Annotated in this window: 15 protein-coding genes, 1 pseudogene and 1 riboswitch; of the genes and pseudogenes, 11 read left to right on the forward strand and 5 right to left on the reverse strand. The window is 62.2% G+C overall.

The features are described 5' to 3' along the window. Positions 1–4 precede the first annotated feature (4 nt). Complete coding sequence (locus ACLH0I_RS05465) at positions 5–529, reverse strand: KdsC family phosphatase (protein WP_186708798.1); 525 nt, start codon at positions 527–529, stop codon at positions 5–7. Next, complete coding sequence (locus tag ACLH0I_RS05470) at positions 530–1,504, reverse strand: KpsF/GutQ family sugar-phosphate isomerase (RefSeq protein WP_186708801.1); 975 nt, start codon at positions 1,502–1,504, stop codon at positions 530–532. It abuts the gene before it with no gap. A 273-nt stretch (positions 1,505–1,777) separates the two neighbouring features. On the opposite strand from ACLH0I_RS05470, the gene ACLH0I_RS05475 reads away from it, so the two are divergent. The 10 genes from ACLH0I_RS05475 (at position 1,778) to hisC (ending at position 9,752) form a co-directional block, all read left to right on the forward strand. Then, positions 1,778–2,587, forward strand: coding sequence for an ATP-binding cassette domain-containing protein (locus ACLH0I_RS05475; protein ID WP_092205009.1), 810 nt, complete (start codon positions 1,778–1,780; stop codon positions 2,585–2,587). Then, complete coding sequence (mlaE, locus tag ACLH0I_RS05480; RefSeq protein ID WP_411386502.1) at positions 2,587–3,384, forward strand: lipid asymmetry maintenance ABC transporter permease subunit MlaE; 798 nt, start codon at positions 2,587–2,589, stop codon at positions 3,382–3,384. The genes ACLH0I_RS05475 and mlaE overlap by 1 nt, the downstream gene beginning before the upstream one ends. Next, entirely contained in the window at positions 3,384–3,851 is a 468-nt protein-coding gene (mlaD, locus tag ACLH0I_RS05485) for an outer membrane lipid asymmetry maintenance protein MlaD (RefSeq protein ID WP_003178020.1), read from the forward strand. Before mlaE ends, mlaD begins: the two co-directional genes overlap by 1 nt. Before the next feature lie 11 nt (positions 3,852–3,862). Beyond that, complete coding sequence (locus ACLH0I_RS05490) at positions 3,863–4,516, forward strand: phospholipid-binding protein MlaC (RefSeq protein ID WP_092333293.1); 654 nt, start codon at positions 3,863–3,865, stop codon at positions 4,514–4,516. An 8-nt stretch (positions 4,517–4,524) separates the two neighbouring features. After that, positions 4,525–4,830 carry a lipid asymmetry maintenance protein MlaB gene (locus tag ACLH0I_RS05495; RefSeq protein ID WP_250964732.1) on the forward strand — a complete coding sequence of 102 codons (306 nt, stop codon included), beginning with the start codon at positions 4,525–4,527 and terminating at the stop codon, positions 4,828–4,830. A gap of 114 nt (positions 4,831–4,944) precedes the next feature. Further along, positions 4,945–5,184 (forward strand): BolA family protein, encoded by a 240-nt coding sequence (locus ACLH0I_RS05500; protein ID WP_007953556.1) that lies wholly within the window; start codon positions 4,945–4,947, stop codon positions 5,182–5,184. A 22-nt stretch (positions 5,185–5,206) separates the two neighbouring features. Then, a complete protein-coding gene (murA, locus tag ACLH0I_RS05505) occupies positions 5,207–6,472 on the forward strand; it encodes a UDP-N-acetylglucosamine 1-carboxyvinyltransferase (RefSeq protein ID WP_186708857.1) in 1,266 nt (421 codons plus the stop codon). Positions 6,473–6,601: 129 nt separating this feature from the next. Beyond that, complete coding sequence (gene hisG, locus ACLH0I_RS05510) at positions 6,602–7,237, forward strand: ATP phosphoribosyltransferase (RefSeq protein WP_053118502.1); 636 nt, start codon at positions 6,602–6,604, stop codon at positions 7,235–7,237. A gap of 123 nt (positions 7,238–7,360) precedes the next feature. Beyond that, positions 7,361–8,698 carry a histidinol dehydrogenase gene (gene hisD / locus ACLH0I_RS05515; protein ID WP_411386503.1) on the forward strand — a complete coding sequence of 446 codons (1,338 nt, stop codon included), beginning with the start codon at positions 7,361–7,363 and terminating at the stop codon, positions 8,696–8,698. Position 8,699: 1 nt separating this feature from the next. Further along, on the forward strand, positions 8,700–9,752 hold the full coding sequence (gene hisC, locus ACLH0I_RS05520) for a histidinol-phosphate transaminase (protein WP_411386504.1): 1,053 nt from the start codon (positions 8,700–8,702) through the stop codon (positions 9,750–9,752). 336 nt (positions 9,753–10,088) lie between these two features. Here the strand turns inward: hisC and ACLH0I_RS05525 are convergent, their stop codons facing one another. Together ACLH0I_RS05525 and ACLH0I_RS05530 are read right to left on the reverse strand one after the other, a co-directional pair. Then, entirely contained in the window at positions 10,089–10,931 is an 843-nt protein-coding gene (locus tag ACLH0I_RS05525) for a methyl-accepting chemotaxis protein (protein ID WP_411387464.1), read from the reverse strand. A gap of 15 nt (positions 10,932–10,946) precedes the next feature. Beyond that, positions 10,947–12,227 (reverse strand): annotated as a pseudogene (locus ACLH0I_RS05530) (HAMP domain-containing protein); the annotation flags it as partial. A 218-nt stretch (positions 12,228–12,445) separates the two neighbouring features. Between ACLH0I_RS05530 and ACLH0I_RS05535 the strand changes: the two are divergent. Further along, positions 12,446–13,261 carry a M48 family metallopeptidase gene (locus tag ACLH0I_RS05535; protein WP_250964719.1) on the forward strand — a complete coding sequence of 272 codons (816 nt, stop codon included), beginning with the start codon at positions 12,446–12,448 and terminating at the stop codon, positions 13,259–13,261. Between the two features lie 140 nt (positions 13,262–13,401). Here ACLH0I_RS05535 and ACLH0I_RS05540 read toward each other — a convergent pair whose 3' ends face one another. After that, positions 13,402–13,986: a TMEM165/GDT1 family protein gene (locus ACLH0I_RS05540; RefSeq protein WP_186708873.1), complete on the reverse strand. Its 585-nt coding sequence runs from the start codon at positions 13,984–13,986 to the stop codon at positions 13,402–13,404. Between the two features lie 91 nt (positions 13,987–14,077). Beyond that, a riboswitch (yybP-ykoY riboswitch) is annotated at positions 14,078–14,198 on the reverse strand.

A 14,198-nucleotide genomic window follows, 5' to 3' on the forward strand; every position in this document is an offset into this window, starting at 1 on the left:
TGGCTCACAGGTACGCGGCGTTGGCCGCTTCGAGACGGCCCTGGGCGCGCAGGATCAGTTCACAGAATTCACGGGCGGCACCTTCGCCGCCTCGCGCCGTGGTGATTCCGTGGGCGTGCTCGCGCACGAAGCTGGCCGCGTTGGCGACGGCCATGCCCAGGCCGACCCGGCGAATCACCGGCAGGTCCGGCAGGTCGTCACCGAGATAGGCCACTTGTTCATAGCTTAGGTTGAGTTGGCCCAAGAGCTCGTCCAGCACCACCAGTTTGTCTTCGCGCCCCTGGTAAAGGTGCGGGATGCCGAGGTTCTTCGCGCGCCGCTCGACCACCGGGGTCTTTCGGCCACTGATGATAGCGGTCTGCACGCCGGCGGCCATCAACATCTTGATGCCCTGGCCGTCGAGGGTGTTGAAGGTCTTGAACTCGCTGCCGTCTTCGAGGAAATACAGGCGACCGTCAGTCAGCACGCCGTCCACATCGAACACGGCCAGCTTGATGGCTTGGCCCCGTTGCAACAGGTCTGTGTTCATTTACATGACTCCCGCGCGCAGCAAATCGTGCATGTTCAGGGCGCCCACCGGACGGTCTTCGCCATCGACGACGACCAGGGCACTGATTTTGTGGTCTTCCATGATTTTCAAGGCCTCGGCGGCGAGCATCTCGGCACGGGCGGTCTTGCCGTGGGGCGTCATGACTTGCTCGATGGTCGCGCTGTGGATGTCGATGGCGCGGTCCAGGGTGCGGCGCAGGTCGCCGTCGGTAAAGATCCCGGCGAGCTTGCCGTCGGCTTCCAGCACTACCGTCATGCCCAGTCCCTTGCGGGTCATCTCCATGAGCGCGTCCTTGAGCAACGTGCCGCGCACAACCTGTGGCAATGCCTGGCCGGCGTGCATCACGTTTTCGACTTTCAGCAGCAGGCGACGGCCAAGGGCACCACCGGGATGGGAAAAGGCGAAGTCTTCCGCGGTGAAGCCCCGGGCCTCCAGCAGCGCCACGGCCAGGGCGTCGCCCATGACCAGGGCTGCGGTGGTGGAGGAGGTCGGCGCCAGGTTCAGCGGGCAGGCTTCGTGTTCGACATGGACGTTGAGGTTCACTTCGGCGGCCTTGGCCAGCGGCGAGTCCGGGTTGCCGGTCATGCTGATCAACTGGATGCCCAGGCGTTTGATCAACGGCAGCAACGTGATGATTTCATTGGTGGAGCCGGAGTTGGACAAGGCCAGGATGACGTCGTCCCGGGTGATCATGCCCATGTCGCCGTGGCTGGCCTCGGCCGGGTGGACAAAAAAGGCCGTGGTGCCGGTGCTGGCGAGGGTGGCGGCGATCTTGTTGCCGATGTGCCCGGACTTGCCCATGCCGACCACGACCACGCGGCCCTTGCTGGCCAGAATCATCTCGCAGGCGCGTACGAAATCAGCGTCGATATGGGCCAGCAAGCCTTGCACGGCTTCAAGCTCGAGGCGGATGGTACGTTGTGCCGATTGAATCAGGTCGCTGGATTGGTTCATGTCAGAAATCGTATAGCCCGATGAAAAGGCGGCGATTATAGCGGCAATGAACAATTCCCTCACGTAAGTTCGTCATGCTTTGTGCTAGCGGCTGCAAGGTTCGACGTAAAATCAGACTTTTTACCTTAAGCCAGGCTTAACGGCGGGGCCGTTGGCCTTGGGCGCTTCGCTGTTGCAGTGATATAGTTCGCCGCCGGTTCGCTGCCCGGCGGTAGCGACGCTTGTCGGCTGCCCAAGGCATTCGAATGTGAGGCTGCATCGCAAGGAGTTTAGATGAGTGCCGACAACGCCTACGCGGTCGAGCTGAAGGGACTGTCCTTCAAGCGAGGGACGCGCAGCATTTTCAATGACATCGATATTCGCATACCACGGGGCAAGGTCACCGGCATCATGGGGCCCTCCGGGTGTGGCAAGACCACGCTGCTGCGGCTGATGGGCGCGCAACTGCGTCCCAGCGCCGGCGAAGTCTGGGTCAATGGCCAGAATCTTCCCCAATTGTCTCGCAGCGACCTGTTCGATGCGCGCAAGCACATGGGGGTGCTGTTCCAGAGCGGCGCGCTGTTCACCGACCTCGATGTGTTCGAGAACGTGGCGTTCCCGCTGCGGGTCCATACCGATCTGCCGGAAGAAATGATCCGCGACATCGTCCTGCTCAAATTGCAGGCCGTCGGGCTGCGCGGCGCCATCGACCTGATGCCGGACGAGCTGTCCGGCGGCATGAAGCGTCGTGTCGCGCTGGCGCGGGCGATTGCCCTCGATCCGAAGATCCTCATGTACGACGAGCCCTTCGTCGGCCAGGATCCGATCGCCATGGGTGTGCTCGTGCGCCTGATCCGCCTGCTTAATGATGCGCTGGGCATCACCAGTATCGTGGTCTCCCACGATTTGGCCGAAACCGCGAGCATTGCCGACTACATCTATGTGGTCGGCGATGGGCAGGTGCTGGGGCAGGGCACGCCGCAGGAACTGGCGGATTCGGACAACCCGCGCATTCGCCAATTCATGAAGGGTGATCCGGACGGGCCGGTGGCGTTCCATTTCCCGGCCACGGATTACCGTACCGATCTGCTGGGGAAGCGCTGATGCGCAAGAAATCACTGTTGGAAAGAATTCGCCTGTTCGGTCGCTCCGGCATCGACGTGGTGGCGGTGCTGGGGCGTTCCTCGCTGTTTTTGATGCACGCCTTGCTCGGTCGCAACTCGACGGGCGGCGGCTTTGGCCTGCTGGTCAAGCAGTTGCACTCGGTGGGCGTGATGTCCCTGGTGATCATCGTCGTCTCCGGGATCTTCATCGGCATGGTGCTGGCGCTGCAAGGCTTCAGCATTTTGTCCAGCTACGGTTCGGAGCAGGCGGTCGGGCAGATGGTCGCCCTGACGCTGCTGCGCGAGCTTGGTCCCGTGGTGACCGCGCTGCTGTTCGCCGGGCGTGCCGGTTCGGCGCTGACGGCTGAAATCGGTAACATGAAGTCCACCGAGCAGCTGTCCAGCCTGGAAATGATCGGTGTCGACCCGCTCAAGTACATTGTTGCCCCGCGCCTGTGGGCCGGCTTCATTTCCCTGCCGGTGCTGGCGATGATCTTCAGCGTCGTGGGGATCTGGGGCGGCTCCTGGGTGGCCGTCGACTGGCTGGGGGTCTATGAGGGTTCCTATTGGGCGAACATGCAGAACAGCGTCGATTTCCTCGACGATGTCCTCAATGGCGTGATCAAAAGTGCCGTGTTCGCGTTCGTCGTGACCTGGATCGCCGTGTTTCAAGGCTATGACTGTGAGCCCACTTCAGAGGGGATCAGCCGTGCCACAACCAAGACCGTGGTGTACGCCTCGCTGGCGGTCCTGGGCCTTGACTTTATTCTGACCGCCTTGATGTTTGGAGATTTCTGATGCAAAACCGCACCCTGGAAATCGGTGTCGGCCTTTTCTTGCTGGCTGGCATCCTGGCTTTGCTGCTGCTGGCCCTGCGGGTCAGTGGACTGGCGCCGACGGCAAGCACCGATACTTATAAACTTTATGCCAACTTCGACAATATCGCCGGTTTGACGGTCAGAGCCAAGGTGACCATGGCCGGTGTGACCATCGGCAAGGTCACGGCAATCGATCTGAACCGCGAGGATTTCACCGGTCGGGTGACGCTGCAGCTGGAAAAGCGCGTGGACAACCTGCCGACTGACTCCACTGCATCTATCCTCACGGCTGGGCTGCTGGGCGAGAAGTACATTGGCATCAGCGTGGGTGGGGAAGACACCGTGCTCAAGGACGGTGGCGTCATCCACGACACGCAGTCGTCCCTGGTGCTCGAGGACCTGATCGGTAAATTCCTGCTCAATACCGTTAGCAAAGACGCCAAATGAGGAGCTTTTGAATGATCTCTATCTTGCGACGTAGCCTGTTGGTGCTGCTCGCGGCGCTGCCGTTGATGGCCAACGCCGTGGCCGCGCCTTCGGCCCATGACATCATCCAGGACACGACCACCCGGTTGCTGGCGGACCTTGCCGCCAACAAAGAGAAATACAAACAGGACCCCAGCGCGTTCTATGACGCGCTGAACGGCATCGTCGGCCCTGTGGTGGACGCCGATGGCATCTCCAAGAGCATCATGACCGTCAAGTACTCGCGCAAGGCCACCCCGGCGCAGATGACCCGCTTCCAGGAGAACTTCAAGCGCAGCCTGATGCAGTTCTATGGTAACGCCTTGCTGGAGTACAACAACCAGGGCATCACCGTTTCCCCGGCCAAGGATGAAAGTGGCACCCGCACCAGCGTCGACATGCAAGTCAAGGGCAACAACGGCGCGGTCTACCCAGTGTCCTACACGCTCGAGAAAATCAACGGCGAGTGGAAGGTGCGCAACGTGATCATCAACGGCATCAACATCGGCAAGCTGTTCCGCGATCAGTTCGCCGACGCCATGCAGCGCAATGGCAACGACCTGGACAAGACCATCGACGGTTGGGCCGGTGAAGTCGCCAAGGCCAAGGAAGTGACCGAAGAAGCCAAAGAGAAGCAGGAACAATGATCGAGTCGGTGAGTGAGTCGGCCGTTCGTCTGGGCGGGGCCGGTGAGCTGCTGCTCAGCGGCGTGCTGGATTACCGCACTGGGCCGACCCTGCGCAAGCAGGGCCAGGCGCTGATCAAGTCCATTGGCGGCGCCGAGGTGGTCATTGACTGCTCGGCGGTGCAGAAGTCCAGCAGTGTCGGCTTGTCGCTGCTGCTGTGTTTCATGCGGGACGCCAAGGCGGCCGGCAAAACGTGGAGCATCCGTGGGATGCCCGAAGACATGCGCGAAATAGCCCAGGTCAGCGAGCTGACCGAGCTGTTGGCGCACCCCTGACCCACATTGTTGGAAAGCCCCTCTGTCAGAGTCCTGCTTCGCGGGGTTCGCAGGCGCGGGGCTTTTTTGTATGATGTGCGACCCGCGCGCACAGGGCGCCGATTGAGGTTGAGCATGCAGGCTGTAGAAGTGAAGAGCTTCCTTGAAGGAAAGCTGCCTGGTACGCAGGTGGAGGTTGAAGGCGAAGGCTGCAATTTCCAGCTGAACGTAATCAGCGATGAACTGGCGGCGTTGAGTCCAGTGAAGCGTCAGCAGAGCATCTATGCCCATTTGAACCCATGGATCGCCGATGGCAGCATCCACGCGGTCACGATGAAATTTTTCAGCAGCGCGGCCTGGGCCGAGCGCACCTGAGCCCAAGGGCCTCGAGATTCTTATGGATAAACTGATTATTACCGGCGGCGCTCGTCTTGATGGCGAAATCCGTATTTCCGGGGCAAAGAACTCCGCCCTGCCAATCCTGGCCGCGACCCTGCTGTGCGACGGTCCTGTGACTGTAGCCAACCTGCCGCACCTGCACGACATCACCACGATGATCGAGCTGTTCGGCCGCATGGGCATCGAGCCGGTGATCGACGAGAAGCTCAGCGTCGAGATCGACCCGCGCACCATCAAGACCCTGATCGCCCCGTACGAGCTGGTGAAAACCATGCGCGCATCGATCCTGGTATTGGGGCCGATGGTCGCCCGTTTCGGTGAAGCCGAAGTCGCCTTGCCTGGCGGTTGCGCCATCGGCTCGCGTCCGGTGGACCTGCACATCCGTGGCCTGGAAGCCATGGGCGCGGTGATCGACGTCGAAGGCGGCTACATCAAGGCCAAGGCGCCGGAAGGTGGCTTGCGCGGTGCACACTTCTTCTTCGACACCGTCAGCGTGACCGGTACCGAGAACATCATGATGGCTGCCGCACTGGCCAAGGGCCGCAGCGTGCTGCAGAACGCCGCCCGCGAGCCTGAAGTGGTCGACCTGGCGAACTTCCTGATCGCCATGGGCGCCAAGATCAGCGGCGCCGGCACCGACACCATCACCATCGATGGCGTCGAGCGCCTGCATTCGGCCACCTACAAGGTGATGCCGGACCGGATCGAAACCGGCACTTACCTGGTGGCCGCCGCCGTCACCGGTGGCCGCGTCAAGGTCAAGGACACCGATCCGACCATCCTCGAAGCCGTCCTGGAAAAACTCAAGGAAGCCGGTGCCGAAGTCACCTGCGGCGAAGACTGGATCGAAGTGAACATGCACGGCAAGCGGCCCAAGGCCGTCAACGTGCGGACCGCGCCGTACCCGGCGTTCCCCACCGACATGCAGGCGCAGTTCATCTCCCTCAACGCCATTGCCGAAGGCACCGGCGCGGTGATCGAGACGATCTTCGAAAACCGCTTCATGCACGTCTACGAACTGCACCGCATGGGCGCCAAGATCCAGGTCGAAGGCAACACCGCCATCGTCACGGGCACCGAGAAGCTCAAGGGTGCGCCAGTCATGGCCACCGACCTGCGGGCTTCGGCCAGCCTGGTCATCTCGGCCCTGGTTGCCGAAGGCGATACCCTGATCGATCGCATCTACCACATTGACCGTGGCTACGAGTGCATCGAAGAAAAACTGCAGATGCTCGGCGCCAAGATCCGCCGCGTGCCGGGCTAGTTCCGGCTGCATGGGCATAGGGATGTGCCCGTTGAATTCGTTTCAGGTCGAGGGTGGTTGCACCCTCGATGTGTGTCCGGCGCCGCTTGCGACCGGGCATGAGTACCTTGATAAGGACTGACGTTTCCCATGTTGACCATCGCACTGTCCAAGGGCCGCATCCTTGACGACACCCTGCCGCTTCTGGCTGAAGCGGGCATCGTGCCGACCGAGAATCCGGACAAGAGCCGCAAGCTGATCATCCCCACGACCCAGGCCGACGTGCGCTTGCTGATCGTGCGTGCCACCGACGTGCCGACCTACGTGGAGCATGGCGCAGCCGACCTGGGCGTCGCCGGCAAGGACGTGCTGATGGAGTATGGCGGCCAGGGCCTGTACGAGCCCCTGGACCTGCGGATCGCCCGCTGCAAGCTGATGACCGCCGGTAAAGTCGGCGCGCCGGAGCCCAAGGGGCGTCTGCGGGTGGCGACCAAGTTCGTCAACATTGCCAAGCGTTATTACGCCGAGCAGGGCCGTCAGGTCGATATCATCAAGCTGTACGGTTCGATGGAGCTGGCGCCGCTGATCGGCCTGGCGGACAAGATCATCGACGTGGTCGACACCGGCAACACCCTGCGAGCCAACGGCCTGGAACCCCAGGACTTCATCGCTGACATCACCTCCCGGCTGGTCGTCAACAAGGCGTCGATGAAAATGCAACATGCTCGTATCCAGGCTCTGATCGATACCCTGCGCAAGGCAGTGGAATCGCGACACCGCGGCTGATTCACCTGCGCGACCTTGAGTCGCGCCCGTCTATCCGTGTCATAGCCAATTTTCTCAGGTGCCCACGCGAATGGACTGGTAGCTTAGGGCGCCTGAGCATTTGCCATTAATGAGGCCCTCGCTATGACCGCTCCCACTTCGATTCGCCGACTCAACGCTGCCGACCCGGATTTCGCAGATCATCTGGATCATCTGCTGAGCTGGGAAAGCGTGTCTGACGACTCGGTCAATCAGCGGGTGCTGGACATCATCAAGGCCGTGCGCGAGCGTGGCGATGCCGCCCTGGTGGAATTCACCCAGAAATTCGACGGCCTGCAAGTGGCGTCCATGGCCGACCTGATCCTGCCGCGCGAGCGCCTGGAACTGGCCCTGACCCGAATCACCGTGCCCCAGCGCGAAGCCTTGGAAAAGGCCGCGTCCCGGGTCCGTGACTATCACGAAAGGCAGAAACAGGACTCCTGGAGCTACACCGAAGCCGATGGCACGGTGCTGGGCCAGAAGGTCACCCCGCTGGACCGCGCCGGCCTGTATGTGCCGGGGGGCAAGGCGTCCTATCCGTCCTCGGTGCTGATGAACGCCATCCCGGCCAAGGTCGCCGGTGTGACCGAAGTGGTCATGGTCGTCCCGACCCCGCGGGGTGAGATCAACGAGTTGGTGCTGGCCGCCGCTTGCATCGCTGGCGTGGACCGGGTGTTCACCATCGGCGGTGCCCAGGCCGTGGCGGCGCTGGCCTATGGCACCGAAAGCGTGCCGCGGGTGGACAAGGTGGTCGGCCCGGGCAACATCTATGTCGCCACCGCCAAGCGCCACGTGTTTGGCCAGGTTGGCATCGACATGATCGCCGGCCCTTCGGAAATCCTCGTCGTGTGCGACGGCCAGACCGATCCGGACTGGATCGCCATGGATCTGTTTTCCCAGGCCGAGCACGACGAAGACGCCCAGGCGATCCTGGTCAGCCCGGACGCCGAGTTCCTCGACAAGGTGGCCGCGAGCATCGACAAGCTGTTGCCGACCATGGACCGCGCCGAGATCATCAACACGTCGATCAATGGCCGTGGGGCGCTGATCAAAGTCGATGACATGGCGCAGGCCATCGAAGTCGCCAACCGCATCGCGCCGGAACACCTGGAATTGTCGGTCGCCGACCCGCAGGCCTGGTTGCCGCAGATCCGCCACGCCGGTGCGATCTTCATGGGCCGCCACACCAGCGAGGCCCTGGGTGACTATTGCGCAGGCCCTAACCACGTATTGCCGACGTCCGGCACCGCGCGCTTCTCGTCGCCTCTGGGGGTGTATGACTTCCAGAAGCGTTCGTCGATCATCTTCTGCTCCGAGCAGGGTGCCTCCGAACTGGGCAAGACCGCTTCGGTGCTGGCCCGTGGCGAATCGCTGAGCGCCCACGCCCGCAGCGCCGAGTACCGCATTCTTGACGAGCCATCCGTTGAACGGCAGGGGAACTGAAATGAGTAAATTCTGGAGCCCGTTCGTCAAGAACCTGGTGCCCTACGTGCCGGGTGAACAGCCGAAGCTGACCCGATTGGTCAAGCTCAACACCAACGAGAACCCCTACGGCCCATCGCCCAAGGCCCTCGCGGCGATGCAGGCCGAGCTGAACGACAATCTGCGCCTGTATCCGGATCCCAACAGCGACCTGCTGAAAGGCGCCGTGGCCCGCTATTACGGCGTGCAGGGCAACCAGGTGTTCCTGGGTAACGGTTCGGATGAAGTGCTGGCGCACATTTTTCACGGCCTGTTGCAGCACGACCAGCCGCTGTTGTTCCCGGACATCAGCTACAGCTTCTATCCGGTGTATTGCGGCCTGTACGGTATTCAGTTCGAGGCGGTGTCGCTGGATGAGCAATTCCAGATCGACCCGGCCGACTACGCCAAACCCAACGGCGGGATCATTTTCCCCAACCCGAACGCGCCGACCGGCTGCCTGCTGGCGCTGGAGGCGGTCGAGCGGATCCTCAAGGCCAGCCCGGATTCGGTGGTCGTGGTGGACGAGGCTTATATCGACTTCGGCGGCGAGACGGCCATCAGCCTGGTGGATCGTTATCCGAACCTGCTGGTGACCCAGACCCTGTCCAAGTCCCGCTCGCTGGCGGGGCTGCGCGTGGGCCTGGCGGTGGGGCATCCGGACCTGATCGAAGCGCTGGAGCGGATCAAGAACAGCTTCAACTCCTACCCGTTGGATCGCCTGGCGAATGTCGGCGGCGCGGCGGCGTTCGATGATCGCGAGCATTTCGACCGGACCTGCCGATTGGTCATCGAACACCGTGAGTGGGTGGTGGATCAGTTGGAAGCGAAGGGCTTCGAAGTATTGCCCTCGGCGGCCAACTTCATCTTCGCCCGCCACCCCCGGCACGACGCGGCAGGGCTGGCGGCGAAACTGCGGGAGCAGGGCGTGATCGTGCGGCACTTCAAGCAGGAGCGGATTGCCCAATTCCTGCGGATCAGCATCGGCACGCCGGAGCAGAACCAGGCCCTGATCGAAGCCCTCGGCGAACTCTGAAACCCTGCATTGAGCCTGTGGAAGTCTGTGGGAGCAAAGCTTGCTCGCGAAGGCGGTGTGTCAGTTACTTAAATGTTGGCTGACCCGACGCCATCGCGAGCAAGCTCGCTCCCACAGTTGTTTTGTGGTGTTCACAGGATCTGCATACCGCCGCAAATCCCTCCTGTGGGAGCGAGCTTGCTCGCGAAGGCGTAGTGTCAGGTACTTCAATGTTGGCTGAACTGACGCCATCGCGAGCAAGCTCGCTCCCACAGTTGTTTTGTGGTGTACGCAAGATCTGCATACCGCCGCAAATCCCCCTGTGGGAGCGAGCTTGCTCGCGATGGGGCCTTAGAATCAGACCCTGAACTGGTTGATCAGCCGCCGCTGCTGCTCTGCCAGTTTGGTCAGCCCGGCGCTGGCCGCGCTGGATTCGTCGGCACCGCTGGCCACTTCGTTCGCCACTTGCCCGATGTTGATCACGTTGCGGTTGATGTCGTCGGCCACGGCGCTCTGTTCCTCGGCAGCGCTGGCGATCTGGGTATTCATGTCGTTGATCACCGACACCGCCTGGGTAATCGTTTCCAAGGCCTGGGCCGCTTTCGCCGCATGTTGCACGCTTTCATCGGTACGATGCTGGCTGTCTTCCATCACCCGAACCACATCCCGGGTGCCTTGTTGCAGTTGCTGGATCATTGCCTGGATTTCTTCAGTCGCCTGCTGGGTCTTCTGCGCCAGGTTGCGCACTTCATCGGCGACCACCGCGAAACCACGGCCCTGTTCACCGGCCCGGGCGGCTTCGATGGCTGCGTTGAGGGCCAACAGGTTGGTCTGCTCGGCGATCCCGCGGATGGCGGTGAGGATCGCATTGATGTTCTCGCTGTCCTTGGCCAGGGTCTGCACCACACCCACCGCCTTGCCGATTTCCACGGCCAGGGCGCCAATGGAGGTGGAAGTGTCCCGCACGATCTGCATGCCCTGGCTGGCGGCCTGATCCGCATGACTGGCAGCCTGGGCCGCCTGGGTCGCGTTGCGGGCCACGTCCTGGGCGGTGGCGGTCATTTCGTGCACGGCCGTGGCGACCTGATCGATCTCCGTCATCTGCTTGTGCACGCCCTGGTTGGTGCGGATCGCGATATCGGCGGTGTGCTCCGATGAATCGCTGACACTCTGCACCGAGGTCACCACCTGGGTGATCATGCCCTGCAACTTGCTCAGGAAGGTGTTGAAGCCCCTGGCGATCGCGCCCAGTTCGTCGGCGCGGTCGCTCACCAGGCGACGGGTCAGGTCGCCTTCGCCCTGGGCGATGTCATCGAGCATCGCCACCATCTGCTTGAGTGGCCGGGCGATGCCGTGGCCCACCAGCCAGATCACCAGCAGACCGATCCCGGCAATCACCAGGCCCACCATCGCCATGCCGAAGATGTCGGTCTGGCGCCGATGGTCGAGGTCTTGCTGCAAGGCATGCAGGTCGGCCATGACCGCGTTCAGCGGCAGTTGCAGCATCAGCGTCCAGCGGGCGTTGGTCTCGCCGATGCCGAACGGCATGTACACCTCGATATGCCCGTGGGCTTCGTCGATGTCGTAACGCACTTCGCCGACGCCCAGTTTGGTCAGGTTATCCAGTTCATTGGCGTCCAGCAGGTCGCTGGCCTTTTCCCCGAGTTTGCTCGGGTCCTTGGTGAAGGCCACCAGCCGGTTGTTGCTTGAGAGCAAGGCCATTTCCCCGGCGCCGTCGTACAGCTTGCCGTCGGCGGCCACGAGCATGTCCTGGATGAAGTTCACCGACAGGTCGGCCCCGACGATGCCCTGGAACTTGCCCTCGATCATGATCGGTTCGATGAACGAAGCGAGCATGGTCATCGTGCTGCCGACGCGGTAGGGCGCCGGATCGATCACGCAGGCCTTCTTGCTGTCCTGGGAGCACAGGTAGTACTCACTGGCGCGAATGCCGGTGGAGAGCAGTTTTTGATCGGTCACATCGGCGAGCTTTTCCAGGCCCAGGGAGCCGTCCTGGTTGCGAAACCACCAGGGCAGGAAACGCCCGTTGGTTTCCATGCCCAGCACCGGGCTGTCCACGTAATTGGCGTCGTCGCGGTCGATGGCATTCGGCTCCCAGGCGATGTAGGCGCCGAGGATTTTCGGGTTGCGTACGACGGTTTCGCGCAACAGGCTGATCATCTGCTCCCGGGGCACCTTCAGTTGCGGGTTGCCGTCCGCGCCGTTCATGCCCATCAAGGCATTCGTGGTGGCCAGGCCGCGGGCGAGCAACAGCGGGGCTTCCAGTTCCCGCTGGATCAGGCTGGCCTGGGTACGTGCCAAGGCACTGAGGCGTTGTTCGATGAGTTGCTCGAACTGCGCCTTGGTTCGCTGTTGCACCATCTCCTGGGTGCGGGCGCCGGCAAACAGCGCGTACAACACAAGGGCGCCGACCACGCTGAGCACGATGGCACCGGCCAGGGCGGCCACGGAAAACTGGATCGATCTGAATTTCATAAAGACTCCGGACGCGGAAATGACGTCTGGGATCTTTATCGGCGTTTCTGTGGCGCGGCATGAGGCGCTGTTCGTCGGGTGACTGTTTTGGCTAGGTGGGTGTCGCAAATGGGCGCAGTGGTTCTGTCCAAAAAAACCGCAATCCCCTCGTTGTGTATCTGGCGCCGATACAAATCAAGGCCTAGGATACGCCCACGTTTCCAGGGAGCTTCTTTTACATGAACAAGACATTGATGGTGAGTGCTCTGAGCGCGGCGCTGCTGCTCGCCGGTTGCCAGTCGGTCAATACCACCAGCGGCGGAGCCGTGGGTGTGGAACGCAAGCAGTACATGTTCAGCATGCTGTCGACCGACCAGGTCAACCAGATGTATGCCCAGTCCTATCAAAAGACGATGGGCGAGGCGAGTGCCCAGGGCGTCTTGGACAAGACCAGCAGCGATGCCAAGCGCGTCCAGGCCATCTCCAGTCGACTGATCGCCCAGGCGCCGGTGTTCCGTCCGGATTCGGCGCAATGGAACTGGGAAGTGAACCTGATCAAGAGCGACGAGCTCAACGCCAGCTGCGGCCCTGGTGGGAAAATCATTTTCTACACCGGCTTGATCAATAAGCTGAAGCTCACCGACGATGAAATCGCCGCGATCATCGGCCATGAAATCGCCCACGCCCTGCGCGAGCACGGGCGCGAGGCGATGTCCAAGGCCTACGGCATCGAAATGGCCAAGCAGGGCGCCGGTGCCTTGTTCGGCCTCGGCCAGGACAGCCTGGCGTTGGCCGACACCGTCGCCAACTACGGCATGACCTTGCCCAACAGCCGTGGCAACGAGAACGAAGCCGACCTGATCGGCCTCGAACTGGCCGCCCGCGCCGGCTATAACCCGAACGCCGCGATCACCTTGTGGAACAAAATGGCCAAGGCGTCGGAAGGCGCGCCACCGGAGTTCATGAGCACCCACCCATCGTCGAGCAGCCGTATTGCTTCGTTGCAGGCGGCGATTCCGAAGGTGATGCCGCTGTATCAGCAGGCCAAGAAGTAACCACCGTCATGTGGTGAAACTTTTTTGTGGCGAGGGAGCTTGCTCCCGCTGGGCCGGTCCGACGCCTCGGGCGAAGCGGCCCCAAAAGCTTGCGGTCGCTGCGCAACCGAGCGGGAGCAAGCTCCCTCGCCACAACAGCCTCAAACCCACCCACTGCTCTGCATCGCCTTGTACACCGCCACGATCGCCAGGACGAAGAACGCCGAGGCGGCCAGGCGGCGGATCAGGGTCAGGGGCAGCTTCTCGGCGGCGAAATTGCCCGCCAGGACCACCGGCACGTTGGCAATCAACATGCCCACGGTGGTGCCGATGATCACCAACCACAGCTCCGGGTATTGCGCGGCGAGCATCACCGTGGCGATCTGGGTCTTGTCGCCGATTTCCGCCAGGAAAAACGCAATCAGCGTGGTCAGGAACGGTCCGAACTTGCGGGCCGTGTTGGCTTCTTCATCGTCCAGTTTGTCCGGGACCAAGGTCCACAGTGCCGTGGCCGCGAAGCTGGCCGCCAGTATCCAGTGCAGGACCGCGTCGGAGAAAAAACCGCTGACCCAGGCGCCGACCGCGCCGGCCGCCGCATGGTTGGCCAGGGTCGCGGCCACGATGCCAGCGATGATCGGCCAGGGTTTGCGAAAGCGTGCCGCCAGGATGAGCGCGAGCAATTGCGTCTTGTCGCCGATTTCGGCCAGCGCAACGATCGCCGTGGGTACCAGGAGTGAGTCCAGCATCAGGGAATTTCCTAAAGGGGCGGGTCGACACGGCTATGACACGTACAGCCTTCCCGCCCCGGGTAAGGTGTGCGTGTCATAGGTCTTGTCAAACCCAGCGACCATCTGCGTGGACGCTTGGGCCGCATACGCCATGGTCTGCTGACCAAGTATGTTGACGTATGCCGGGCGAGCATGGCGCTCGCGGGAGACTACTCCCCTAGGACGGAGCG

The sequence above is a fragment of the Pseudomonas sp. MPB03 genome (assembly GCF_046605385.1).
Lineage (GTDB): Bacteria > Pseudomonadota > Gammaproteobacteria > Pseudomonadales > Pseudomonadaceae > Aquipseudomonas > Aquipseudomonas zanjanensis.

Bases quoted from the DNA above. Each gene is read 5' to 3' on its own strand.
- hisD (WP_411386503.1), top strand. From the start codon at position 7,361: ATGACCGCTCCCACTTCGATTCGCCGACTCAACGCTGCCGACCCGGAT.
- hisC (WP_411386504.1), top strand. From the start codon at position 8,700: ATGAGTAAATTCTGGAGCCCGTTCGTCAAGAACCTGGTGCCCTACGTG.
- ACLH0I_RS05535 (WP_250964719.1), top strand. From the start codon at position 12,446: ATGAACAAGACATTGATGGTGAGTGCTCTGAGCGCGGCGCTGCTGCTC.
- mlaD (WP_003178020.1), top strand. From the start codon at position 3,384: ATGCAAAACCGCACCCTGGAAATCGGTGTCGGCCTTTTCTTGCTGGCT.
- ACLH0I_RS05465 (WP_186708798.1), bottom strand. From the start codon at position 529: ATGAACACAGACCTGTTGCAACGGGGCCAAGCCATCAAGCTGGCCGTG.
- ACLH0I_RS05490 (WP_092333293.1), top strand. From the start codon at position 3,863: ATGATCTCTATCTTGCGACGTAGCCTGTTGGTGCTGCTCGCGGCGCTG.
- ACLH0I_RS05540 (WP_186708873.1), bottom strand. From the start codon at position 13,986: ATGCTGGACTCACTCCTGGTACCCACGGCGATCGTTGCGCTGGCCGAA.
- mlaE (WP_411386502.1), top strand. From the start codon at position 2,587: ATGCGCAAGAAATCACTGTTGGAAAGAATTCGCCTGTTCGGTCGCTCC.
- hisG (WP_053118502.1), top strand. From the start codon at position 6,602: ATGTTGACCATCGCACTGTCCAAGGGCCGCATCCTTGACGACACCCTG.
- ACLH0I_RS05525 (WP_411387464.1), bottom strand. From the start codon at position 10,931: ATGATCACCCAGGTGGTGACCTCGGTGCAGAGTGTCAGCGATTCATCG.
- ACLH0I_RS05500 (WP_007953556.1), top strand. From the start codon at position 4,945: ATGCAGGCTGTAGAAGTGAAGAGCTTCCTTGAAGGAAAGCTGCCTGGT.
- ACLH0I_RS05475 (WP_092205009.1), top strand. From the start codon at position 1,778: ATGAGTGCCGACAACGCCTACGCGGTCGAGCTGAAGGGACTGTCCTTC.
- murA (WP_186708857.1), top strand. From the start codon at position 5,207: ATGGATAAACTGATTATTACCGGCGGCGCTCGTCTTGATGGCGAAATC.
- ACLH0I_RS05470 (WP_186708801.1), bottom strand. From the start codon at position 1,504: ATGAACCAATCCAGCGACCTGATTCAATCGGCACAACGTACCATCCGC.